The organism is Paraburkholderia graminis, assembly GCF_003330785.1.
In the GTDB taxonomy this organism is placed as follows: Bacteria; Pseudomonadota; Gammaproteobacteria; order Burkholderiales; family Burkholderiaceae; genus Paraburkholderia; species Paraburkholderia graminis.
Map to the genome: position 1 here is coordinate 1,010,169 of NZ_CP024934.1, position 22,036 is coordinate 1,032,204.

Sequence of the window (22,036 nt, forward strand, 5' to 3'; positions counted from 1 at the left end):
CTGATCGTCGTGGTGTCCGATCCCGACGAAGCCGGCTCGTGGCCGGCCGTCGCCTCGGCTCGTGGCCGGCCGTCGCTATTCTAGGCGGTCAAAATTGTCGCGCCGCCGCGGTTTTCCGCGTGGTGTCCGGCCTTGCCAGGCCATTGCGAGCCTTTGCCAAGGCTTTGCCAAGGCTTTGGCAGGCGAGCCTTCGGCCACCCTATGCGTTGAAAAGCGCGGTATTTTACCCGAACAGGGGCGCGGCGCCAGTGCGCGTTGCCCGCGGCGCCGGCGCTGCATCAAGGCCGTTGCGTATGCGCGACGCATTCGCGCGGCGCGTTGCGAAAGCGGTAGACGACGGTTCGATGGGCGCGGCCCGCTTCGCCAACTTCGATTAAGCGGATTTGCGAAACGATCCGGTGCGCCCGCGCCCGATTGTGGATCGGGCGGCGAGCCCATACATTCTCGCCATCGCCAATTTCACCGGGAGTACGTCATGATCGAGATTCGCCGCTCCGACGAGCGTGGCCACGCCAACCACGGCTGGCTCGACTCGTATCACAGCTTTTCGTTTGCCGATTATCGCGATCCCGAGCACGTCCATTTCGGGCCGCTGCGCGTGATCAACGAAGACCGCATCGCGGGCGGCCAGGGCTTCGGCACGCACGGGCACCGCGACATGGAGATCGTCACGTATGTGCTCGAAGGCGCGCTTGCGCACCGCGACAGCATGGGCAACGGCTCGACCATCCGCCCCGGCGACGTGCAGCGCATGAGCGCCGGCACGGGCGTGATGCATAGCGAGTTCAACGCGTCGCCGGACGAAGAGGCGCATCTGCTGCAGATCTGGGTGATTCCGCAACGCGCGGGCGATCAGCCGGGCTACGAGGAAAAGCGCTTCGACGCCGCCGACAAGCGCGGCCGCCTGCGCGTCGTCGCATCGCCCGACGGCCGCGACGGCTCGGTGACGATCCACGCGGACGCGTCGATTTACGCGGGCTTGATCGACGGCGCGGAGACGGCCAGCTTCGCGGTGCCCGCGGGACGGCTCGTATACGTGCACGTCGCGCGCGGCTCGCTGACGGTGAACGGCGAGGCGCTGCAAGCGGGCGATGCCGCGAAGCTCAGCGATACGGACGCGGTGACGCTGGAAAAGGGCGATCAGGCCGAAGTGCTGCTGTTCGACCTTGGACGGCTGGATAGCTGAAGCGGGGGCAGATGTTGCGCCGCTCAACGCGGAGTTGGTTGAGGGCGCAACCAAGACGGCGCAAACGGCGCGTGCTGCAAGGTCAGCTTTTTGCGGTGAGCTATGCACGCGCCGCTATATGTATATATGGAAAACGCCACGGAGTTTTTGAACTGCGCTCCGTGGCGTTTCTGTTTCTGCGAAGCCGCCGCGCTTTACCGCGCGGCGGCCGCGCCGCTTACTGGCTCGCAGCCGGCGCCGACGCCGCGCCATGATGCTGCTGCCAACGCTCGCGCATCTTCTCGTGACGCGACTCCATCTTCGCAAAGCGCTGCTTCAGCGCCGTGCTGACGGTCGTCTTCTGCTGGTCGTTCAGGCCGTTATAGAACTTGAGCCAGGCGTCCGTGGTTTGCTGGCGCAACTGCGCGTCCTTCTGCTCGATCTGCTGATGAGCGGAAGCCATCGCATTCAGATCCAGAATCGGCTGCTGCTGCGCGGCCTTGAACTGGTTCTTCATCTGCTCGTGGTTCGCGCGCATCGCTTCATGGCCTTGCTTCATCGTGTCGAGTGCGGCTTGCCACTGCTTTTCCTGATCCGCGTTCAGCTTCAACTGATCGTGCAGTTGCGTGAGTTCCTTCATGAAGTGCCCGTGCCATCCGCCGGGACCGCCGTGGGCCTCATGAGCGGGTTGTGCGGCATAGGCAGCGCCCGCGCCGATGGCGAGAGCGGTGGCGGCAACGGCGAGGGCGCGCGAGATTTTTTTGGTGGACATGTAAGGCTCCTTGTAATGGAATAGCCGACGATGCATCCGATCCAGTTGACGGCCTGCATTCGGTAAGACACAGCGTAGAGAACTGCATCCGGCGCTGTGTTACGCGCCTTCGCGCCGCTGTTACGGGCCATTACGTGCAGCTTTCACCGTAACACCCGGTAACCCTTGAGGCCACTGTGAAATCGAAAACCGCTGCTGCCGCGCGTTAAACTTCATTCCATGGCTACTCAAATACTTGTTGTCGACGACGACGTCGAACTGCGCGATCTGCTGCGCGACTATCTGGCCCGTCAGGGCATCGAAGTCTCGGTGCTGCACGACGCGGGCTCGCTCGAGCGCAGGCTCGAACGCGAGCGTCCCGACCTGATCGTGCTCGACCTGATGATGCCCGGTGTCGACGGGCTCACTGCATTGCGCAAGCTGCGCGCGTCGGGCGACGATATTCCCGTCATCATGCTGACCGCGCGTGCGGACGACGTCGACCGGATCGTCGGTCTCGAACTCGGCGCGGACGACTATCTCGGCAAGCCGTTCAATCCGCGCGAGCTGCTCGCACGCGTGCAGGCGGTGTTGCGCCGGCGGCGCACGCTGCCTTCGGCGGCCGCGCCCGAACAGCGCGAGCCGTTCAGCTTCGGCCGCTTCACGCTCGACTTCCAGTCGCGCACGCTGCATCAGGAAGACAAGCCGCTCACGCTGTCGGGCAGCGAGTTCGCGTTGCTGAAAATCTTCGTGAACCATCCCATGCGCACGCTGACGCGCGAGCGTCTGCTCGAGTTGCTGCACGGTCCCGAATACGACGGCACCGACCGCGGTATCGACGTGCAGGTGTGGCGTCTGCGGCGCATTCTCGAAACGGACCCGTCCACGCCACGCTTCATTCAGACAGTGCGCGGGCGCGGCTACGTGTTCGTGCCCGACGGCGATCAGAATGCGCCGGCCCATTGATTCGTTGTTCGGACGGCTGGCCTTGCTGGTCGTCGCGGTGCTGCTGCTGTCGCACTTCGCGTGGTATGCGCTCATGCGCCTCGAGCGCAGCCAGTTGCAAACCCGCTATGCCGTTGAAGAAGCCACGTTCCTCGTCGACGCGGTGCGTCAGCACGTGGCCCGCAATCCCGATCAGCCGCTGCCGTCGCGCGTAAAGCTCGTCGATCCGGCGAGCCCCGAAGTACCGCCCGAGACATCGAATCTGCCGCCGCCGCTCGAACGGTTTATCGAAGACGCGCGCGACCGCATGCCGTCCGGCACGCAGGTGCGCGTCGGTTTGCCGGGAGCGCCGCCCACGCTGTGGGTACGCGCGCCCAGGGACCGTAGCTGGATCGTCGTGCCGGTGCAGCCGCTGCGGCCGCCGCGCTCGCTCGACCGAACCGTGCTGTGGCTCGTCATCATCTTCTCGTTCGCGGTGATGGCGGCGCTGTTCGCCGCATGGGCGTTGCAGCAGCCGTTGCGCTCGCTCGCCCAGGCGGTGGCGCGCTTCGGCCGTGGCCTGCCGGTGCCGCCCGTGCCCGAGCGCGGACCGCGCGAGTTGCGGCAATTGACGCATGGCTTTAACCAGATGGTGCAGGAAGTCGCGCGCACCGAGAACGACCGCGCGGTGATGCTCGCGGGCGTCGCGCACGATCTGAAGACGCCGCTTGCGCGCTTGCGTCTGCGCGCCGAAATGATGGACGAAGCGAAGATGCGCGACGGCGTCGTGCGCGACGTCGATTCGATGACGCACATCGTCGAACAATTCCTGGTGTTCGCGCACGACGGCGCGGATCGCAGCGAAGCCGTCGAGGTCGATGCGCAATGCGAGCGTGTCGTGCGCAGCTATCGCGCGGTGGCCTCGGGCGCACCCGCGGTGCAGACCGATCTGCGAGCCGGCCCCGGCTTCATGCTGCCCGCTGCCACGCTCGACCGGATTCTGTCGAACCTGCTCGACAACGCGCACGCGTACGGAGCGCCGCCGATCGTCGTGGCCACTGCGCGCACGGCGGAAGGCTTCACGTTGTCGGTGAGCGATAACGGCAAGGGCATCGCCGCGCAGGACCTCGTCAACGCAAGCCGGCCTTTCGTGCGGCTCGACCCCGCGCGCGGCGGCAATGGCCACAGCGGTCTTGGGCTTGCGATTGTCGAGCGGCTGGTGCGGCGCGCGGGCGGCGAGTGGCAGATCGGCAACCACGACGGCCGCGGCTTGCGCGTTTTGATGAGCTTCCCGTTTTCGGCGGTGCCTCAGGCGAGGGCGGCGTCGGAGAGCAGTGTCTGGTGATTTGAGTTGCAGGCGCGGCGTTGCGTCGCGCCTGGTTTGGTCGTGGGCTGGTGTGGTCCGCCGCCGAGGTCATGAATGCGGCCGCACACGCAACCGCCTCCCTCTCGCGCCCTAATCCGAGAACAACGTATTCAGCGCGTTGGCGGCTTCGCTATCCACCGTATTCCACGTCACGGTTTCGGCTTCGAAAATATAGTGGGTCGTGTACTTGCCGAGGCGGCCGAGTATCTCTTCCTGAATGACTTCCGGCGCGACATCGAGCTTCAGATACCACGCGGTCGACGACAGCCGCGTCTGGAACGCGCCGTACTCAGCCAGCAGATGGTCGAACGCGTCAGCATCCTGATCGCGGCAAACAATGACCAGATTTCCCTTCATGCGAATCTCCCGTTAAAGCGGTAGCGACAACTCGAGGTCAGTGTCGATCATACCTGCTTGCTTGCGGAAGGCTCGAAGCTCCGGCTTGCGTCGCGTCAAGGAGCGGACTCGCCGTTACCAGACGCTTGCGACCGTGCGCGCGGGCGGGGCGGTGTCGTCGGGCGGCAGCGCTTCGGTGCGGTCGCGCCCGCCGGTCTTGGCGGCATAGAGCGCCATGTCGGCGCGGCTCATGATCCGCTCCGGGAGGTCGTCGACGGACAACTCCGTGATGCCGATGCTCACGCTGAGCGTAACGGACGCAGGCAGTTTCGCCGACGGCACCGCTTTCAGACGCAAGCGCAGGCGCTCGACCACTTCGCGGCCGCCCGCGAGATCGGTGCCGGGCAGCAGCACACCGAACTCCTCGCCGCCTAGCCGGCCGATTGCATCGGCGCCGCGCAGTTCGGCGCGGCAGGTCTCGACGAAATGCTCGAGCGCGCGGTCGCCGGCGGCATGGCCGAAGCGGTCGTTGATCTGCTTGAAGTGATCGAGGTCGGCAATCGCCATGCACAGCGGCTGGTTGCCGAGGTGCGCGCGATCGATCTCGTGACGCAGCAGATCGAGGAAGTAGCGGCGCGACAGCGCGCCCGTCAACGCGTCGTGACGCGCCTCCGCCGAAAGCAGCGTATTGGCCGACTGCAACTGCTCGGCGAGATCGCGCGTGGCCCGATGATGGCGCCGCTCGCGCACGTACGACACGGTGATCACCCACGCGAGCGCCACGGTACCCGCCAGCGTCAGAAACACCAGCAGATGATCGCGCTTATGGTTGCGCAACAGCTCCGGCCAGGCCGAGAGCGGCTCGACCAGATGCGCGGAGAGCCCCGAGTTCAGGCCGCCACGAGTCTGATACAGCGACGGCCCCAGGCGGCCGGCCGAGCCGAACAGTTGCCCGGCGACGGTCGCCGAAACCCACGGCGCCTGCTCACGCACTTCGTTGTCGACGCGAATCTGGATGTCCGGGAACGCGTCGCGGCGATAGGTCACGGTGCGCTCGGCGACGCTCATCTTCGTCACGCGCGAATCGGGCAACGCGTGGCCTTCGAGCTTGCTGTCGTGCGCCATGATGATGACGCCGTTATCGTCGGCGACGAAGGTGCCGGCATGCGCGACCCAGTGGCGCAACCGCGCGATGCCGACCTTGGCGACGACCGCGCCCGCGAGTTCGCCGTCCGCATAGACGGGGACCGCGATGAAGATGCCGGGTTCGCCGCTCGTGCGGCCCACGCCATAGGTTTCGGAGAACGCGCCGAGCAGCGCGTTGGTCAGATACGCGCGCACCCGCATGTCGACGCCGACGAACGAGGCGCGCCGCCTCTGCGGATCGCCGGAGACATCGCTCGAGGCCACGCAGATGCCGTTGGCATTCACGAGCCACACCTGATCGAGCCCGGAGAAGCCCTGTGCCCGGTGCAGGAAGGTGCTGACCGCGCCAAGATGCGGGTCTTTTAGCAACGCGGCGCGCAGCGCGGGTTCCGTCGTCTCGCCGTTCGCGGCATAATTCCGGGATTGCACCAGCGCGTTCTGGACCACGTCCATTTCGGCCATGGTTGCGGGAATGGCTCGCGACATCGCGAGGTCGCTTGCGATCACCTCCGCCATGTTGTCGACGATCGAGGCGGCCATCTGACGCTGCGCGTGCAACGCCGCGTTGAGCTCTTGCTGTACCATCCGGTCCGCGACCATGCCGGCCACGAACCAGCAAGCCAGTACGATCAGCACGAAGCCGATCGGGCCGGTTGCCTGGCGCAAGGTTGTCCTGTTCATCGACCCTCTGATCCGTCTGGCTGAGACATGCAACTAGCTTATTCGTGGCAGCGCCGCGGCGCCGTTTCGCCTCGCGTTTCGCTCGGGGTTGCGCCGCGCGGGCCGGGATAAAACCATCCATACGGGCGCATCTTTAGTGGATTCTAACCGTCATGGGGCCAGACGGCACCCTTATCGCGGCAATGAATCCAGATGGGCTGCACCCATCAGGCTCTTAACGGCAACCGCGCCGTTTTCTTGATGCCGGGAGCGGCAATAGGCCACGCGCGACGAGACGCGCAACGAGGCTCGCGGTCTTCACGGAAGCTTCGCGGAAGGCCACTGTCAGGCCATTGCCGGGCCGTTGTCAGGCGGGGCGCAGCAAGTTGCCGGATTTGCCGTCAAAGGTTGTGCCTGAAACATAGGATGGTGTAGTGTCGTGCCGTCCAAAACAAAGGAAAGCTCGCCAGCCTACGGGCGGCGCCTGCGGCGACAGGACTCAGGCTTGACGATTGCGGTTCGGGGGCGGCTTGCCCATCGGCGCTTCCGTTGCCGGTCCACCTGTCTCGTACGCTAACGATTTACCGCGCACACGCGTTTTGCCATGCCTGATTTCCGCTTTCCGGACCGAACTTCAGACCGCCGCGCGGCAGCCGCGGCCTCCTTCGCGCATTCGAACGCCTGTATTAACGAGGAGCCGGTCTGATGGATTTCAGCTTCAACCTGAAGCGCACCGCCAACGCGTCGGCATGGCGCGTGCTGCCCAACCGCTGGGACTTCGTCGCGTTTCCGCTCATCATCTGCATCATCGCGATGGCGGCGATCGGCTTTCACGAGACGCTCGCGCCGATGTCGACGCTGAAGACCCAGGCGATCTCGCTCGATCCGGCGAATCTGCCCGAGTACGCAATGCGCACCACATTGCGCATGCTCGCGGCGATGGTCGCGTCGCTGATCTTCACGCTCGCCTACGGCACGCTGGCCGCGAAGAGCCGCCGCGCCGGACTCGTGCTGGTGCCGATTCTCGACATCCTGCAGTCGGTGCCGGTGCTCGGCTATATCTCGTTCACGGTCACGTTCTTTCTCGCGCTCTTTCCGGGCCGCGTGCTCGGCGCCGAACTCGCGGCGATCTTCGCGATCTTCACGAGCCAGGCGTGGAACATGACGTTCAGCTTCTATCAGTCGCTGCGCACGGTGCCGCGCGATCTCGACGAAGTCTCGCGCGGTTTTCATCTGACGTCGTGGCAGCGCTTCTGGAAACTCGAAGTGCCGTTCTCGATGCCCGGCCTCATCTGGAACATGATGATGTCGATGTCGGGCGGCTGGTTCTTCGTGGTCGCATCCGAGGCGATCACGGTCGGCAATAACACGATCACGCTGCCCGGCATCGGCGCGTATCTCGCGCAGGCGATCGTCGTCAAGAACCTGCATGCGATCGGCTGGGTGATCCTCGCGATGACGGTCGTGATTCTCGCCTACGACCAGCTCCTCTTCCGTCCGCTGGTGGCGTGGGCCGACAAGTTCCGCATGGAGACCACCAGTTCGGGCGACGCGCCCGAGTCGTGGCTGCTCGATCTGATTCGCCGCACGCGGCTGATTCACCGCTTGCTGGTGCCGCTCGGCTGGATGTTCGCGAAGGCCGCGCGCGTGCCGTTCCGCTTGCCCGCGCTGCAAGCGCCGCGCTTTCCGATTCCGCAGATCCAGAAGAGCTCGCGCATCGGCGACATCGTGTGGGGCGCGCTCGTGCTGGTCGCCACTGTCTATGTGGTGTATCGCGTGTTCATCTACGTGCGCACCGGCGTGTCGCTCGATGAAGTCGGCCACGTGTTCGTGCTCGGTCTGATCACGCTGCTGCGGGTTGTGGTGCTGATCGCGCTAGCGTCGGTGGTCTGGGTGCCGGTCGGCGTGCTGATCGGCCTGCGGCCGGCGCTCGCCGAGAAGATTCAGCCGCTCGCGCAGTTTCTGGCCGCGTTCCCGGCGAATCTGCTGTTTCCGGTCTTCGTGATCGTGATCGTGCGCTTCAACCTGAACCCGGATGTCTGGCTCTCGCCGCTGATCGTGCTCGGCACGCAGTGGTATATCCTGTTCAACGTGATTGCCGGCGCGACTTCGTATCCGAACGACTATCGCGAGGCGGCCAAGAATTTCCATATCCGCGGCTGGCAGTGGTGGCGTCAGGCCATCTTGCCGGGCATCTTCCCGTACTACGTGACGGGCGCGATCACCGCGTCGGGCGGCGCATGGAACGCGAGCATCGTCGCGGAATTCGTGCAGTGGGGCGACACGAAGGTGGCCGCGCACGGGCTCGGCGCCTATATCGCGCAGTCGACGGCGGCGGGCGATTATCCGAAGATCATCGTCGGCATCGCCGTGATGTCGCTATTCGTGACGCTGTTCAACCGCCTGCTGTGGCGTCCGATGTACGCCTACGCCGAAGCGAAGCTGCGGCTGGACTGAGGCCCTGAGGCCGTGAAGCTCTGAGGCCCTGACGCTACGCGCCTGGCCTGCCGCGGTGCACGACAAACCTGCGCGGCCCGGTGTTTTCCTGAGAATTGAAGGCATAACGCGATGCAAAATCCTAAAGCTGCCACGACCGCCGCGCCGATCCAGACGCCGCCGAAGCCACCGCGTCTCGGCGAAGAAATCCTGCGCGTCAAGGACGTGTGCCGCGGTTTCAACAAGTCGCAAGGCGAACTGCTGGTTCTCGACGACGCCAACCTGTCGCTGCGCGAAGGCGAGATCGTCGGTCTGCTCGGGCGTTCGGGCTCGGGCAAGTCGACGCTGCTGCGCATCATCGCCGGTCTGATCGAGCCGACCGACGGCGAAGTCACATACATGGGCAAGCCGCTCGACGGTCCCGCGAAGGGCGTCGCGATGGTGTTCCAGACCTTCGCGCTGTTCCCGTGGCTGACCGTGCTGCAAAACGTGGAAGCCGGGCTCGAGGCGCAAGGCGTGGCCGCGCGCGAGCGGCGCGAACGCGCGCTCGCCGCAATCGACCTGATCGGCCTCGACGGCTTCGAGAACGCGTATCCGCGCGAGTTGTCGGGCGGCATGCGCCAGCGCGTCGGCTTTGCGCGCGCGCTGGTGGTCGACCCCACACTGCTTCTGATGGACGAGCCGTTTTCCGCGCTCGACGTGCTGACCGCCGAGACGCTGCGTACCGACCTGCTCGACTTGTGGACGCAAGGCCGCATGCCGATCAAGGCGGTGCTGATCGTCACGCACAACATCGAGGAAGCGGTGTTCATGTGCGACCGGATTCTCGTGTTGTCGTCCAATCCTGGCCGCGTGATCGCCGAGATCAAGGTGCCGTTCAAGCATCCGCGCAATCGTCTCGATCCGGCGTTCCGGCGTCTGGTGGATGAGATCTACGCGAAGATGACCGCGCGTCAGACCGACGAGAAAACGCGGAAGGGCCTCGAGCTGCATAGCTGGTTGCCGCATGTGTCGACCAACCTGATGGCCGGTCTGATCGAGACGCTCGCCGCCGCGCCGTATCACGGCCGCGCGGACATGCCGGAAATCGCGCGTTCGCTGCATCTCGAAGTGGACGACCTGTTCCCGGTCGCGGAAGTGCTTCAGCACCTCGGTTTCGCCGACGTCCGCGAAGGCGATATTTTCCTGACGCCGCCCGCGCGCGTGTTCGCCGAATTCGGCACGCAGGAGCGCAAGATGATGTTCGCCGAGCATCTACTGCGGCATGTGCCGCTCGCCGCGCGAATCAAGAAGGTGCTGAACGAGCGGCCGGGGCATCGCGCACCGCGCGTGCGCTTCGAGCAGGAACTGGAGGATTTTCTGTCCGACAGCGCCGCCGAAGAAACGCTCGACGCGGTCATCAACTGGGGGCGCTATGGCGAGATTTTTTCCTACAACGACCAGACCGAAATCTTCAGTCTGGAAGACGTGGAGTCGTGAGCACCGCGGCGCTCACGTAGTACGGTTCAATGAAAACGGCAGGGGAGACCCTGCCGTTTTTCGTTATGCGGTGCGATTCGTTTTATTGCAGATTGCCCCAGCGCTCCACGGCCGGTTCCGCCGACGCCCATTTCCAGCCTTTCTCCTGCTGACACGCGCTTGCCGTGTACCAGTCTTCGCGTGCGTTCGGTCCGTCGCCGTCCTGCACCGAGAACACGAACTCCTTGCATAGCGCGAGCGCGGAGCCGAACGCGCGCGTGACGCGCACCTGGCCGTGGCCGTTCTCGATGGGCAGCGTATGTTTGACGGACCACGGACGCGTTTCGCCGACGGGCATCGCGCCGGCCAAAGCCGCGATCAGATTCTGCTGGTCGCTGTGCATGCTGCGCATGTAGCGGCCGATGGCTTCGTCGGTGGCGGCTTGCACCGCGATACCGACGCCGATTCCCACCGCCGGATTCGACGTGACGAGGCCGGACGCGACGCCGGCCGCTGCGCCGCTCGCCGCGCCGATCGACGAGCAACCGCTCGTGAGAAGCGTCGCACTGAGACATAGCGCGCCGGCGAGCGCCGTCAGACTCGCGCGATGCAGCCGCTGAGCGGCCGGAAACGCACGCGCGGTCATTGCAATGCGCCCCAGCGTTCGGTGGCGGGTTCGGCCGACGCCCATTTCCAGTTTTCGCCGTCGCGGCAGATGGAGGCCACGTAGAACGTGCTGCTGGCCGGCACGTTTTTCGTCGCGATGTGGTCGACCGAGAAGACGATTTCCTTGCAGTCGAGCGCGCCCGCGCTGATCGTGCGGCTGACCGTGACGCGGCCGTGTTCGTCGTCTTCGATCGGCATGGAATGCGTGACGCTCCACGGCGCGATCGCGCCCACTTCGAGCGGCCCGGCGATCTTCGCGATGCCGTCCTGCGTATTCCGGTGGACCACGCGCTCGGAGTACTGCACGCCCGCTCGCGCCGCGGCCACCGCGCCGAGACCGATGCCGGTCGCGACGGCGGCGTTGCTCGTGACCTTCGCCGCGAGCGCGGCGCCGGCGATACCCGCGCCGGCGGTGGCGCCTTCTGTGTAGAACGAACTGCAGCCCGAGAGCGCCGACGCGAGCGCCAGGCTCAACGCAACGAGGACCGTTGCGTTACCCCATCCGCGCCTCGCTTCTGGTTGGCGGCGCACTTTCAAGCGCGGTTTCAAGCCTGGTTCCAGGCACCCGGCGCACAGCATTTTCTTTTGCATCCCTGTCTCTACTCTTGCAAGTGCTCCGGCTCGCGTGCGAAGGCAACGGCGAGCCGGCGGCATGTCGTCCCATCGTCGAAAATGGGCTGCTGCATTTTGCAGGATGCGTTTTGTAAATGGCAGAGGGAAAGTGCAAGCAATTGCAAAACATGGTGCGCACCAAACCGGTTTCTGCTCAAGCTGCAGACCGGTTTGATTGGTGGTGCGAACTGTTTGATGAGGAAACTTCTGCTGGAGCGCGTCTACTGTTCGGTGTCTTCGTCGGTACTTTCGTCGCCATACGCGCTCAAGCGGTTGTAGAGCGTTTTGAGGCTCACGCCGAGCGCTTTTGCCGCACGCCGCTTGTCGCCGCCGCAGTACTTCAGCGTGCCGAGAATGATCTGCTTTTGCGCGTCGGCGAGCGGCGTGCCGATCCATACGCTCATCGCGTCGCCCTGCGTCACGGGCCGCTTCACTTTCGACGCGAGGTGCGGGTGCGGCAACTCGACCGTTTTCTCCGCGAGAATGAACGCGCGGTACACCGCGTTCTTCAGCTCGCGCACGTTGCCTGGCCACGACCACGTGCGCAGCGTTTCGATCGAGCGTTTGCTGAAGCTCTTGCTGGTGCCTTCCTGCTGATTGAGCTGCGCAAGAAAGTGTTGCGCGAGCAGTTCGCGGTCGTTCTCGCGTTCGCGCAGCGGCGGCGCGCGCAACGGAAACACCGCGAGCCGGTACATCAGATCCTCGCGCAGACCGTTTTCCTTGACCGCGACGGCCGGGTCGCGATTGGTCGCGGCGATCACGCGCACGTTGCCGCTGATCAGCTCGTTGCCGCCGACGCGATAGAACGTGCCGGTCTCGAGCGCGCGCAGAAGTTTCACCTGACGCACGGGCGCCATTTCGGTGACTTCGTCGAGAAACAGCGTGCCGCCGTTCGCATGCTCGAAGTAGCCGACGCGCCCTTGGACCGCGCCGGTGAAGCTGCCTTTTTCATGGCCGAACAGTTCGGCCTCGATCAGCTCGTCGGGAATCGCGCCGCAATTCACGGCGACAAACGGCGCCTCCCTGCGGCTGCTTTGATCGTGAATCGTGCGGGCGATCAGCTCCTTGCCGGTGCCCGATTCGCCGATGATCAGCGCGGTCGCGTCGGTGCTCGCGACGCGCTCGATCTGCTCGTACAGGTCGAGCATCACCGGGGACGAACCGTACAGCAGGCCGTACGATTTCAGTCCCGCGACGCCGTCCGCGACGCGCTGCTTTGCCTGTGCGGAAGCGCTGCCGCCGGCGGACACAGTGGGCGAGGCCAGATCGATTGACGCCATAAACGGGGAAGTCCTGTGCAAATGAGTTCGTTGGTGCGGCGCGCAGGCCTGGGAACGAGACGACCGAAGTTCTATCTCACAAAGGTCGATTTAACCACTTTGACAGCGCTTCCTGCAATCTATGTGAAGGCGATCGGCCGCGCATCGCGGCGAGTCGGTCGAAACTGCGCGTGGCGCGCGCCGGCCGCGCCCGCGAACCCGCAAAGTTACCGGGCACATGCATTGCAGCTTGCCCCCGGCACGCGTGCGCTCAGGCCGCGGACACCGCGGACGCCGCAGTCCGCGCGGGCGCTGAACCAGACGAGGAGTGAAAGATGACTGACACGACGCAACAGCTCGCACTCGGCGGCCAGAAGATCGTCCAGGATCTGCGGGTGCTGCTGAAGGATTCGGAAGAAATGCTGCGGCTTGCCGCCAATGTGCCGGGCGAGGGCGTCGGCGCGCTGCGCCAGAAGCTCGGCACCCATGTCGAGACGCTGCAATCCGCGCTCGGCGACGCGCAGGAAAACGCGCAGCGGCGCTATCGCTTCGCAACCGTCAACACGGAACGCTACGTGCGGCAGAACCCGTGGAGTTCCGTCGCCATTGCGGCTGGCGTCGGCTTCGTCTTGGGCGTGCTGAGCGCGCGCTAGGCGCGGGTTCGGCGTCCGCGGCGTCCGCTGCGGCCGGCTGCGCGGCGCGGCGGTTTGCACTCTCTGCCTCTCTGCATCTAACGATCACAAAACGACCACAAGGAGTTCATGATGGCTCGACCCAAAATTGGCATTTTCGGTGCGCTGATGGCGCTCGGCGGCTACCTCGCGGTGCGTTATGTGCAGCGCAGCCGCGCCGCGCAATCCACCACCGGGCGCGAGTTGAACCGCTGGGAAGACGAGGGCGGCGCGGTTGTCACGCCGTCGGCGGCGTCCTCGTCGTCCGCTTCTTCCGCGCAGTCCGGCGCGGGCTCGCCGGCCCCCGCCGGTCCGGGCGCGCATGGGCCGAACGGCTCCGCTCACCCGGACGCCTGGCCGTTCCCGCACAGCAGCTAGGCTGCTTTCCCGCCGCGCGCCGCCGCCGATCCGCTGGGCATGCGGCGCGTCTCCGGGACTGTTAAATTGTCTCTATAAAGCCGTATAATAGGTAAATACAGAACAATAGTGCCGATCACGTCGCGATTTATGCGTGTATTGTTGCAATATTGAATGGAATCGGCGACCAAGCGCTGTCGGAAGTTGGCGTACGCTCACTTTGAGACAGGTATGCCCGCCACCCGCGCGAGGTCGTCGGCGCTTTTTCAGCATGCTCGCCGCATGCTGTTCCTCCCACGCTTGCAGGCTTTCGAGACGCGATGCCACATGTACTGATTGTCGATGACGACGCAAGTACCCGCGAGGCGCTTTCCGCCATCATCGGGGAAGACGGTCTGACCACCGCCACCGCGGGCGATCTGCGCGAAGCGCGCATTCAACTGGTCCGGCAGATGCCGGACGTTGTCTTTACCGATCTCAAGCTGCCGGACGGCAGCGGGGTCGAACTGTTCGAAGATCTCGATCCGCGCTCCGGCGTGGAAGTGATCGTGATTACCGGCCACGCCACGGTCGAGTCGGCGGTGAACGCGCTGAAAATGGGCGCCACCGACTACCTGGTGAAGCCCATCAACATGCAGCGCGTGAAGGCGATTCTGTCGCGCCTGCCGCGTGCCGGCGACCTGAAGGCCGAAATCGGCACCTTGCGCGGCGAACTGCGCCGCATGGGCCGCTTCGGTTTGATGCTCGGCAATTCGCCGGCCATGCAGGAGGTCTACGACCAGATCGGCCGTGTCGCGCCGACGGCGGCTTCGGTCATGCTGGTCGGCGAATCAGGCACCGGCAAGGAAGTGGCCGCGCAGACGCTGCACGAGCTCAGCCTGCGTCGCAAGCATGCGTTTCTCGCAGTAAATTGCGGCGCGATTTCGCCGAATCTGATCGAGTCGGAAATGTTCGGCCACGAGCGCGGCTCGTTCACGGGCGCGGATCGCCAGCACAAGGGTTATTTCGAGCGCGCGAACGGCGGCACGCTGTTCCTCGACGAAATCACCGAAATGCCGATCGAATTGCAGGTCAAGCTGCTGCGCGTGCTGGAAACCGGCATGTTCATGCGGGTCGGCACGACGAAGGAAATCGAAACCGACGTGCGGCTGATCGCCGCGACCAACCGCGATCCGGAGCAGGCGGTGCTGGAAGGAAAGCTGCGGCTCGACCTCTACCATCGGTTGAACGTGTTTCCGATCAGCCTGCCGCCGCTGCGCGATCGCGGCAAGGACGTCGAACTGCTCGCGCAAGCGTTCCTCGAGGAACTGAACGAGCGGCACGGCACGAAGAAGCATTTCCCGCCCGCGGTGAAGGAGATGCTGCTGTCGTATCCGTGGCCGGGGAATGTGCGCGAGCTGAAGAACTACGTGCAGCGCGCGCACATCATGTCGGGCACGGACTCGGACAGCACCGCGACCGTGCCGTTGCAGATCACGTTGTCGAAGCCGGCTGCGGGCACGGCGATCACGATTCCGTTCGGCACGTCGCTCGCCGAAGCCGACCGTCAGTTGATTCTGGCCACGCTCGAGCAATGCGGCGGCGTGAAGACGCGCGCTGCGGAAATTCTCGGCATCAGCCTGAAGACGCTGTACAACCGCCTCGTGGAATACGGCAACGACGCGCGCGAAGACGGTGATGCCGCCGACGAATCGCGTGCGCTCGGCGGCGCGGACGCTTAAAGTCCGGCGCGTAAAATCCGGCGCGCAAAGTCCGCGCGCCGCTTCGGTCGGGAGCGCGGCGTCGAACGGCACAGCCCTTGCTGCATTCAACCCAAACGCATAGCGAGGACCACTGACATGCCGCACTACGCTGCCGCTCCCGCGCTGCCGCTTCGCCAGCACGCGCATCGACCGGAGCCGATCGAGCCGCCGAGTCCGGGCGAGCCGGATACGGTGCCCAATCCGGATCCTGAACCGATCGAACCTGTGGAGCCGCCGATTGGCGACCCGCCTCCGCAGCCCACGCAAACTCCGCAGGCCAGTCGGCGTCCGCCAATCTCTCTGCAACTCTGAATTCCTTGCCGTTCGCGCCTTGGCGGGCGCAGCAAATTTGTGTACATGTTACAAATGCGACGCATGATTTACCGGCAATTCAATGTCGTCGCTCCTAGACTGTGTTGATGCCGCCGCTGCCAGGCGGCGCGGCTTTGCCCGGAGGCATCGATCATGAGACATCCAGCGCTGCGGCGTTCCGCGCGCCATTCCAAGCGCGACAGCCGTTCTACGGACAAGAGCGCTCCACCGCCGGCTTCGTCCGGACCGGTTCCGGATGCTTCGCCCGCTGCGGCCGCTGCGGCCTCGTCCGCGCCGCATCACGATCCGTCCGCGCAGAATCGCGTCGCCCCCGACGCCCCACCTGACGGGGAATACAACCAGGGCGGCGTGCGTCAGGAAGGCCTCGACTACCAGCGCGACCTGGGCTCTGAGCAGGACGCATAAGACTGCTCGGCAGCCCGAGCTCCCAGCCCGAGCAAGACGTTTCCACTTTCATGTGACGAAACGGAAGAAACTCCTTCGCGGCATCATGGCGGCGCGGGTTTGTGCTCGTTTGTCACATTTGCACACATTTTTATTTCCCATTTGCACCGAAACGGCACGCGACTTGCGTGCAATCTTGCCGCACATGTCCGCATGCAACGAAACAACTGAACTAGGTGGAGCACCAATGAGCAGACTGATCGTGGTATCGAATCGTGTCGCGCCGACCCAGGAGGGCCGGCCCGCAGCGGGTGGCCTGGCGATCGGCGTGCTGGACGCGTTGAAGGAAACCGGCGGAGTCTGGTTCGGCTGGAGCGGCGAGACGGTGAGCGAACCGTCGGCGCCGGTAATCGAGAAGCAGGGCAACGTCACGTATGCGACGGTCGGCCTGACCAAGCGCGACTACGACCAGTACTACCGCGGTTTTTCGAATGCGACGCTGTGGCCCACGTTCCACTATCGCAACGACCTCTCGCGCTACGATCGGCAGGAATACGCGGGTTATCAGCGCGTCAATGCGACGCTCGCGAAGCAGTTGAAGGAACTGCTGCGGCCCGACGACATCATCTGGGTTCACGACTATCATCTGCTGCCGTTCGCGCGCTGCCTGCGCGATCTCGGCGTGAAGAATCCGATCGGCTTCTTCCTGCATATTCCGTTTCCGGTTCCCGAGGTGCTGCGCACTATTCCGCCGCACGAGGAACTCGTCAAGGCAATGTGCAGCTACGACGTGATCGGCTTTCAGACGGAGGCGGATCGCCAGTCGTTTGTCGATTTCATCGAGCGCGGTCATCACGGCACCTCGAGCGAAGACGGCATGGTCCACGCGTATAACCGCTTCCTGAAGGTCGCCGCGTATCCAATCGGCATCTATCCCGATGCGATCGCGAAGGCCGCCGAGCAGTTCACCGACCGCAAGCCGGTGCGCAGCCTGCGCGACGGCATGCGCGGACGCAAGCTGATCATGAGCGTCGATCGCCTCGATTATTCGAAGGGGCTCGTCGAGCGCTTCCAGGCGTTCGAACGTCTGCTGCTGAATGCGCCGGGATGGCACGGGCGCGTGTCGCTGGTGCAGATCGCGCCGCCGACGCGCTCCGACGTGCAAACCTATCAGCGGATTCGTCAGACGCTGGAAGGCGAGGCCGGCCGCATCAACGGACGCTTCGCGCAGCTCGACTGGACGCCGATCCAGTACCTGAACCGCAAATACGAGCGCAATCTTCTGATGGCGCTGTTCCGTCAATCGCAGGTCGGCTATGTGACGCCGCTGCGCGACGGCATGAATCTCGTCGCGAAGGAATACGTCGCGTCGCAGGACCCGGCCGATCCTGGCGTGCTCGTGCTGTCGCAGTTCGCGGGCGCGGCCGAACAATTGCCGGGCGCGCTCGTCGTCAATCCGTTCGATCTCTCGCAAATGGCCGAGGCGCTCGAACGCGCGCTGTCGATGCCGCTTGCCGAGCGGCAGGCGCGTCACGCCGACATGATGGCGCCGATGCGCGAGAACAACCTGTCCGTGTGGCGCGATACGTTCCTGGCGGATCTGCGTAACGTGGCGACCGCGTCTTCGGTGACGGCCAAAGCGGTAAAGCTCGCTGACGTGACGGCGTCGTCGTCGTCCTAGGAGTTGTGGGCGGCTGCGCGGTTTCTTTGCGTTTGTTAGAAGCCGCGCGAAGCTGATCACGTCGAAGTGAGAGCCTGGAAGGAAGGGTTGAGGCAGAGCAGAGAAAGGGCGCACATCATGCGATGCGCGCCCTTTTTGCATCTACGTCGTTTGTCGGATGCGTGGCGTCGTTACGCGGCGCGCGTATTGACCCGCTGCATCACGCGCATCGTGCTGACCACGGCGGCCACCGCCGAAAAACCCGCGGCAACATAAAGCGCGATGACCGGCCCGCTGTGCGGCGCGACGCCGAAGATCAGCGCGACGAGCGCCGCGCCGAGCGTCTGACCGGTCAGGCGCGCAGTACCGAGCATGCCGCTTGCGCCGCCGCTGCGTTCGCGTGGCGCGGACGACAGCATCGTGCGGTTATTCGGCGACTGGAAGATGCCGAAGCCCGCGCCGCACAACGCCATGCGCCACGCGATCTGCCAGGCGTCCGGATGCGGGCCGAGCGTCGCGAGCAGGAGCAGGCCGACCGTCATCGCGGCGAGCCCCACGCCGCCGAGCCAGCCCGACGAGACCTTGTCCGACAGCACGCCGGCAATCGGCGCGGCGACGATGATGATCGCGGGCCACGGCGTCATCAGCAGACCGGTGTCGACCTGCGAGAAACCGAGCATGTCCTGCAACATGAACGGCAGCGACACGAACGCGAGCATCTGCGCGCAGAACGAACACACCGACGTGCCGATCGACAGCGCGAAGATCGGAATCCTCAGCAAATCGATCGGCAGCAGCGGCGCGGGGCGGCTCAACTGACGGCGCACGAAGAAGTAGCCGATCACCACCGCGCCGATCAGTTCCACGACGACATAGCCGAGCCGTTCGCCGTGGCCGAGTCCGTCGACGGCGAAAATCAGCAGGCCGAATACGAACGCGTTCATCACCGCGCTCAACAGGTCGTACGGGGAATCGTGGCCGCGGTTCATCGGCAGCGCCTTGAAGCCGCCGATAATCGCCGCAATGCCGATCGGCACATTGATCGCAAACAGCCACGGCCACGGAGCGACCGCGAGCACGCCGGAAGCGACCGTGGGTCCGACTGCCGACGACACCGCAACCACCATCGCATTGATCGAGACGCCGCGTCCGAGTTGCGTCGGCGGATAGATCATGCGCACGAGCGCCGTGTTCACGCTCATGACGCCCGCCGCGCCGAAGCCCTGCACAACGCGAGCGATCGCGAGCGTCGGCAGCGAGGTCGAGAGCGCGCAACCGAACGACGCCACCGTAAACAGAATCAGCCCGGCCAGATAGATGCGCCGATAGCCGATGCGGTCGCCAAGCGACGCGAGCGGCAGCAGCGAAATGGTGATGGCGAGTTGATACGCGTTGACGATCCAGATGGAGCCGGCCGCGCTCGCCTGCAAGTTGCGCGCGATGGTGGGCAGCGCGACATTGGCAATCGCGCTGTCGAGCACCGCAAGCGTCAGCGCAAGAGCGATGACGAGCATCGCCCAATAGCGTTGCGGCGTGGGCAGACCGGGTTCGTTATTGGACGGCCGCGCGCTGTCAGGAGCGAGCGTGTCCGCGGCATCCGGCGGTAGGGTCCCGCCGTTGCGGGATGGTTGTGCGTGCATCGGTTGTTCGAGTTGCCTTCAGCGTTCCGCACGAAAGCGCGGCGGGTCGCGACTTATGGCTGCTTTCGCGAAAGGTTCGCGCGCGCTGGGTCGATGCCGCGCCGCTCAATATGATGGCGTGCGTTGCGGCATCGTCCGCAGCTCGCCGCTATTTGAGCTCGTAGAGCCCGGTGTGCGTCGTCGAGTCGATCTCATTCAGATGAGTCATGAAGCGCGCGACCGCGTTGGTGGTCTCGGCGGTGATGGGCAGGTGCGGCACCTTCAGCGCATGCAGCCGGAAAATGTAGCGATGCGTTCTGTCGCCGCGCGGCGGCGCGGCACCGCCGAAGCCGACCGTGCCGTAATCGTTGCGCACCTGCAGCGCGCCTTGCGGCAGCAGCGAGCCGTCGGCCTTGCCGGCGTTGCGCGGCAACGAGCGTGCGTCCGCGGGAATGTTGACCACGACCCAGTGCCAGAAGCCGCTGCCCGTTGGCGCGTCGGGATCGTGCACGGTGAGCGCGAAGCTTTGTGTGTCGGCCGGCGCGCCTTCCCATTGCAGCGCGGGCGAGATGTTTTCGCCGTCGACGCCGAATGCCTTGTCGTCGTATTCGTGCGCCTTCGGCATGAAGCCGCTATTGGGAAAATCGTCGGACCACAGACGGAAATCAGCCATTGTGTGCCTCCCTTGCTGGCGGGTTTGATGGCCGAAGCGAGCACCGTGAGTGCCGTGCCGGCGTGATGGCCGGCGGGCTTAAGTCGCTTCGGGTTAGCCAGTCGAGTGTATCACCGAGGGCTTCCGGTTCGCTCGCCAAACCGCGCGTAGCAGGCGGTGGGCAAGGGCGCTTTCAGGCGCGTTCTTCGAAGCTCGGCGCGTCGCTCTTCAGCCATTCGACGAGACGCGTCAGCACGCCCTCGATGTCGCGATTCGCGCCGCGCAACGCGCATTCCCACACGACGCCGACGCGCCAGCCGGCCGCGAGCAGCGCGGCGCGCACCTTGTCGTCGTTCGCGCGGTTACGGCCGATCTTCTCGCGCCAGAACTCGGGGCGCGTCTGCGGCCATTTGAAAAGAGGGCAGTCGTGACCATGCCAGAAGCAGCCATGCACGAGCACGACGGCGCGGTAGCGAGGCAGCACGATGTCGGGGCGCCCCGGCAGGTCGCGCGCATTCAGGCGAAAGCGAAAGCCCTGCCGATGCAGCAGGCTGCGGATCAGCACCTCGGGCTTCGTATTGCGGCCGCGAATGCCGGACATCATGCGGCTGCGCGTGGCGCTGTCGACGATATCGACCATGCTAGCGCGGCGAGTTTGCGCAGCCCGAACAAGTCGGCGTGCAGGGAAGGCGCTTGTGTCGATTCATGCGATGGCTCCTGGATAAGCGGTGCGATAAGCAGCGTTGCCTACGCAAGAGCACGATGCGCGCCACTTCGGGCGACGCCGGGATTCGATTGAAACCGCGCGCAGGCAAGCCGGCGTATGCCGGCACCCGGCAGTTTACGCAAAATCGCTTGCACCGCGCGCGTATTGGAGAAGAGCGGTGGCGTCGTCAGGATCGACGTACCAGCATGCACAGGCTTTGCAAGCTGTGCAGACCCGCGTCATAACCTTCGAGCGTATGGCCGAGGAGCACTCTGCGCGCCATGCGTCTTTGCTCGAAGCTCTTCCTCTCGTCGCTTGTCGGCACCCAGTAAATGCCGGTGCGGGCCTCCTGTATATGGCGGACCGTGCCGGCGTCGACGAGCTGACTCAGCGAGGCCTTGATTTGCCGTGTGCTGCTATTCAACTGATTCGCGAGCGCAACGCAGGTATAGCGCACGCCTGGTGTCATGATGGCGTCGAGACTCGACGCAGTCAGTCTTCTGCGTTTTGCTGCCTCCTCTTTTGCATGTGTGTCCTTTGCGTGTCTATCTGTTGCCTCGTTATCCCGGTTCATAGTCGACGCCTCTCTTCTTGCTGCGTTAGCAGTGCTGGATCGTCTTTACATCGCGTGCCGGAACGCGCGTTCTCCGGCCGCGCCAATAAGTCGCCTATTGAGCGGCGTCCGCGGGAACACCGTCGCGAGCAGCGGCGACGGCGGCGTCGCGCTCTTTCGCTGCGGCCGCTTTCTGCCGCATATACACGCGCTTGGCGGCGGCCACTTTGCCGTCATATACGTGATTAGCCGCGGAAATGCGCTCGTGCATCTGCACGATCTGATCGCTTGTACCGGGCGATGTTTTATTCGCCGGGGTTTGTGCCCAGGATGTCGACGCCGCGCTAATCATGCAGAACAACAGAGTGGAAACGATTTTCTTCATGGGCGCTCCTGCTGAAAAAAAGGCGGCCGCCTTAGCGGCCGCGAAAGTCCACCACTCAGACCTTGGTAAGTGGCGGCTCGGGGTTCGTTACTCGCTGCAACGTGTTGGAAAGTTAATGCAAGCGAACCGTCGGCGGAAGAAGCGGAATGGCGTACGCGTAAAGCAAAAGCGAACGCGGTTCATTGAAAGCGATAT

22 protein-coding genes are annotated in these 22,036 nt (G+C 64.7%); 11 read left to right on the plus strand and 11 right to left on the minus strand.

The features are described from left to right. Positions 1-475 precede the first annotated feature (475 nt). Positions 476-1,186: a pirin family protein gene (locus CUJ91_RS04445; protein ID WP_114155889.1), complete on the plus strand. Its 711-nt coding sequence runs from the start codon at positions 476-478 to the stop codon at positions 1,184-1,186. A gap of 217 nt (positions 1,187-1,403) precedes the next feature. Here CUJ91_RS04445 and CUJ91_RS04450 read toward each other — a convergent pair whose 3' ends face one another. Next, the gene (locus CUJ91_RS04450; protein ID WP_053857719.1) at positions 1,404-1,937 is read right to left on the minus strand and encodes a Spy/CpxP family protein refolding chaperone; all 534 of its coding nucleotides are present in this window, start codon (positions 1,935-1,937) and stop codon (positions 1,404-1,406) included. Positions 1,938-2,156: 219 nt separating this feature from the next. On the opposite strand from CUJ91_RS04450, the gene CUJ91_RS04455 reads away from it, so the two are divergent. Together CUJ91_RS04455 and CUJ91_RS04460 are read left to right on the plus strand one after the other, a co-directional pair. After that, a complete protein-coding gene (locus tag CUJ91_RS04455) occupies positions 2,157-2,882 on the plus strand; it encodes a response regulator (RefSeq protein ID WP_006048436.1) in 726 nt (241 codons plus the stop codon). Continuing rightward, positions 2,866-4,185 carry an ATP-binding protein gene (locus CUJ91_RS04460; RefSeq protein ID WP_006048435.1) on the plus strand — a complete coding sequence of 440 codons (1,320 nt, stop codon included), beginning with the start codon at positions 2,866-2,868 and terminating at the stop codon, positions 4,183-4,185. The genes CUJ91_RS04455 and CUJ91_RS04460 overlap by 17 nt, the downstream gene beginning before the upstream one ends. A 111-nt stretch (positions 4,186-4,296) precedes the next feature. Here the strand turns inward: CUJ91_RS04460 and CUJ91_RS04465 are convergent, their stop codons facing one another. Both CUJ91_RS04465 and CUJ91_RS04470 read right to left on the minus strand, forming a co-directional pair. Then, complete coding sequence (locus CUJ91_RS04465; RefSeq protein ID WP_006048434.1) at positions 4,297-4,563, minus strand: double-stranded DNA-specific endonuclease; 267 nt, start codon at positions 4,561-4,563, stop codon at positions 4,297-4,299. A 114-nt stretch (positions 4,564-4,677) separates the two neighbouring features. Beyond that, on the minus strand, positions 4,678-6,369 hold the full coding sequence (locus CUJ91_RS04470) for a sensor domain-containing diguanylate cyclase (protein ID WP_029970034.1): 1,692 nt from the start codon (positions 6,367-6,369) through the stop codon (positions 4,678-4,680). Between the two features lie 684 nt (positions 6,370-7,053). Between CUJ91_RS04470 and CUJ91_RS04475 the strand changes: the two genes are divergently transcribed. Together CUJ91_RS04475 and CUJ91_RS04480 are read left to right on the plus strand one after the other, a co-directional pair. Then, entirely contained in the window at positions 7,054-8,805 is a 1,752-nt protein-coding gene (locus tag CUJ91_RS04475; RefSeq protein WP_006048432.1) for an ABC transporter permease, read from the plus strand. A 111-nt stretch (positions 8,806-8,916) separates the two neighbouring features. Next, positions 8,917-10,263, plus strand: a complete 1,347-nt coding sequence (locus tag CUJ91_RS04480; protein ID WP_053857721.1) for an ABC transporter ATP-binding protein — start codon at positions 8,917-8,919, stop codon at positions 10,261-10,263. Positions 10,264-10,345: 82 nt separating this feature from the next. Here the strand turns inward: CUJ91_RS04480 and CUJ91_RS04485 are convergent, their stop codons facing one another. From CUJ91_RS04485 to CUJ91_RS04495, 3 genes are all read right to left on the minus strand, one after another. Next, positions 10,346-10,888: a hypothetical protein gene (locus CUJ91_RS04485; RefSeq protein ID WP_053857722.1), complete on the minus strand. Its 543-nt coding sequence runs from the start codon at positions 10,886-10,888 to the stop codon at positions 10,346-10,348. After that, a complete protein-coding gene (locus CUJ91_RS04490) occupies positions 10,885-11,499 on the minus strand; it encodes a hypothetical protein (RefSeq protein ID WP_244230968.1) in 615 nt (204 codons plus the stop codon). Before CUJ91_RS04490 ends, CUJ91_RS04485 begins: the two co-directional genes overlap by 4 nt. A 242-nt stretch (positions 11,500-11,741) precedes the next feature. Beyond that, positions 11,742-12,800: a sigma-54 interaction domain-containing protein gene (locus tag CUJ91_RS04495; RefSeq protein ID WP_006048428.1), complete on the minus strand. Its 1,059-nt coding sequence runs from the start codon at positions 12,798-12,800 to the stop codon at positions 11,742-11,744. 314 nt (positions 12,801-13,114) lie between these two features. Here CUJ91_RS04495 and CUJ91_RS04500 point away from each other — a divergent pair, with 314 nt between their 5' ends. The 6 genes from CUJ91_RS04500 (at position 13,115) to otsA (ending at position 17,947) form a co-directional block, all read left to right on the plus strand. Further along, positions 13,115-13,432, plus strand: a complete 318-nt coding sequence (locus CUJ91_RS04500) for an ElaB/YgaM/YqjD family protein (protein WP_006048427.1) — start codon at positions 13,115-13,117, stop codon at positions 13,430-13,432. Between the two features lie 111 nt (positions 13,433-13,543). Then, positions 13,544-13,828: a hypothetical protein gene (locus CUJ91_RS04505; RefSeq protein ID WP_114155890.1), complete on the plus strand. Its 285-nt coding sequence runs from the start codon at positions 13,544-13,546 to the stop codon at positions 13,826-13,828. A 299-nt stretch (positions 13,829-14,127) separates the two neighbouring features. Next, a complete protein-coding gene (locus CUJ91_RS04510; RefSeq protein ID WP_006048425.1) occupies positions 14,128-15,528 on the plus strand; it encodes a sigma-54-dependent transcriptional regulator in 1,401 nt (466 codons plus the stop codon). A gap of 117 nt (positions 15,529-15,645) precedes the next feature. Then, entirely contained in the window at positions 15,646-15,861 is a 216-nt protein-coding gene (locus CUJ91_RS34715) for a hypothetical protein (RefSeq protein WP_006048424.1), read from the plus strand. A 153-nt stretch (positions 15,862-16,014) separates the two neighbouring features. Beyond that, positions 16,015-16,287, plus strand: a complete 273-nt coding sequence (locus CUJ91_RS04520; protein ID WP_114155891.1) for a hypothetical protein — start codon at positions 16,015-16,017, stop codon at positions 16,285-16,287. A gap of 226 nt (positions 16,288-16,513) precedes the next feature. Continuing rightward, the gene (gene otsA / locus CUJ91_RS04525; RefSeq protein ID WP_029970024.1) at positions 16,514-17,947 is read left to right on the plus strand and encodes an alpha,alpha-trehalose-phosphate synthase (UDP-forming); all 1,434 of its coding nucleotides are present in this window, start codon (positions 16,514-16,516) and stop codon (positions 17,945-17,947) included. Positions 17,948-18,117: 170 nt separating this feature from the next. Here the strand turns inward: otsA and CUJ91_RS04530 are convergent, their stop codons facing one another. The 5 genes from CUJ91_RS04530 to CUJ91_RS04550 form a co-directional block, all read right to left on the minus strand. Then, positions 18,118-19,566, minus strand: a complete 1,449-nt coding sequence (locus tag CUJ91_RS04530; protein ID WP_081653042.1) for an MFS transporter — start codon at positions 19,564-19,566, stop codon at positions 18,118-18,120. Positions 19,567-19,714: 148 nt separating this feature from the next. Then, a complete protein-coding gene (locus CUJ91_RS04535; RefSeq protein ID WP_006048419.1) occupies positions 19,715-20,218 on the minus strand; it encodes a YbhB/YbcL family Raf kinase inhibitor-like protein in 504 nt (167 codons plus the stop codon). 172 nt (positions 20,219-20,390) lie between these two features. Continuing rightward, positions 20,391-20,837: a very short patch repair endonuclease gene (locus CUJ91_RS04540; protein WP_006048418.1), complete on the minus strand. Its 447-nt coding sequence runs from the start codon at positions 20,835-20,837 to the stop codon at positions 20,391-20,393. A gap of 253 nt (positions 20,838-21,090) precedes the next feature. Beyond that, on the minus strand, positions 21,091-21,477 hold the full coding sequence (locus CUJ91_RS04545; RefSeq protein ID WP_006048417.1) for a hypothetical protein: 387 nt from the start codon (positions 21,475-21,477) through the stop codon (positions 21,091-21,093). A gap of 94 nt (positions 21,478-21,571) precedes the next feature. Then, the gene (locus CUJ91_RS04550) at positions 21,572-21,841 is read right to left on the minus strand and encodes a hypothetical protein (RefSeq protein WP_006048416.1); all 270 of its coding nucleotides are present in this window, start codon (positions 21,839-21,841) and stop codon (positions 21,572-21,574) included. Between the last annotated feature and the right edge of the window lie 195 nt (positions 21,842-22,036).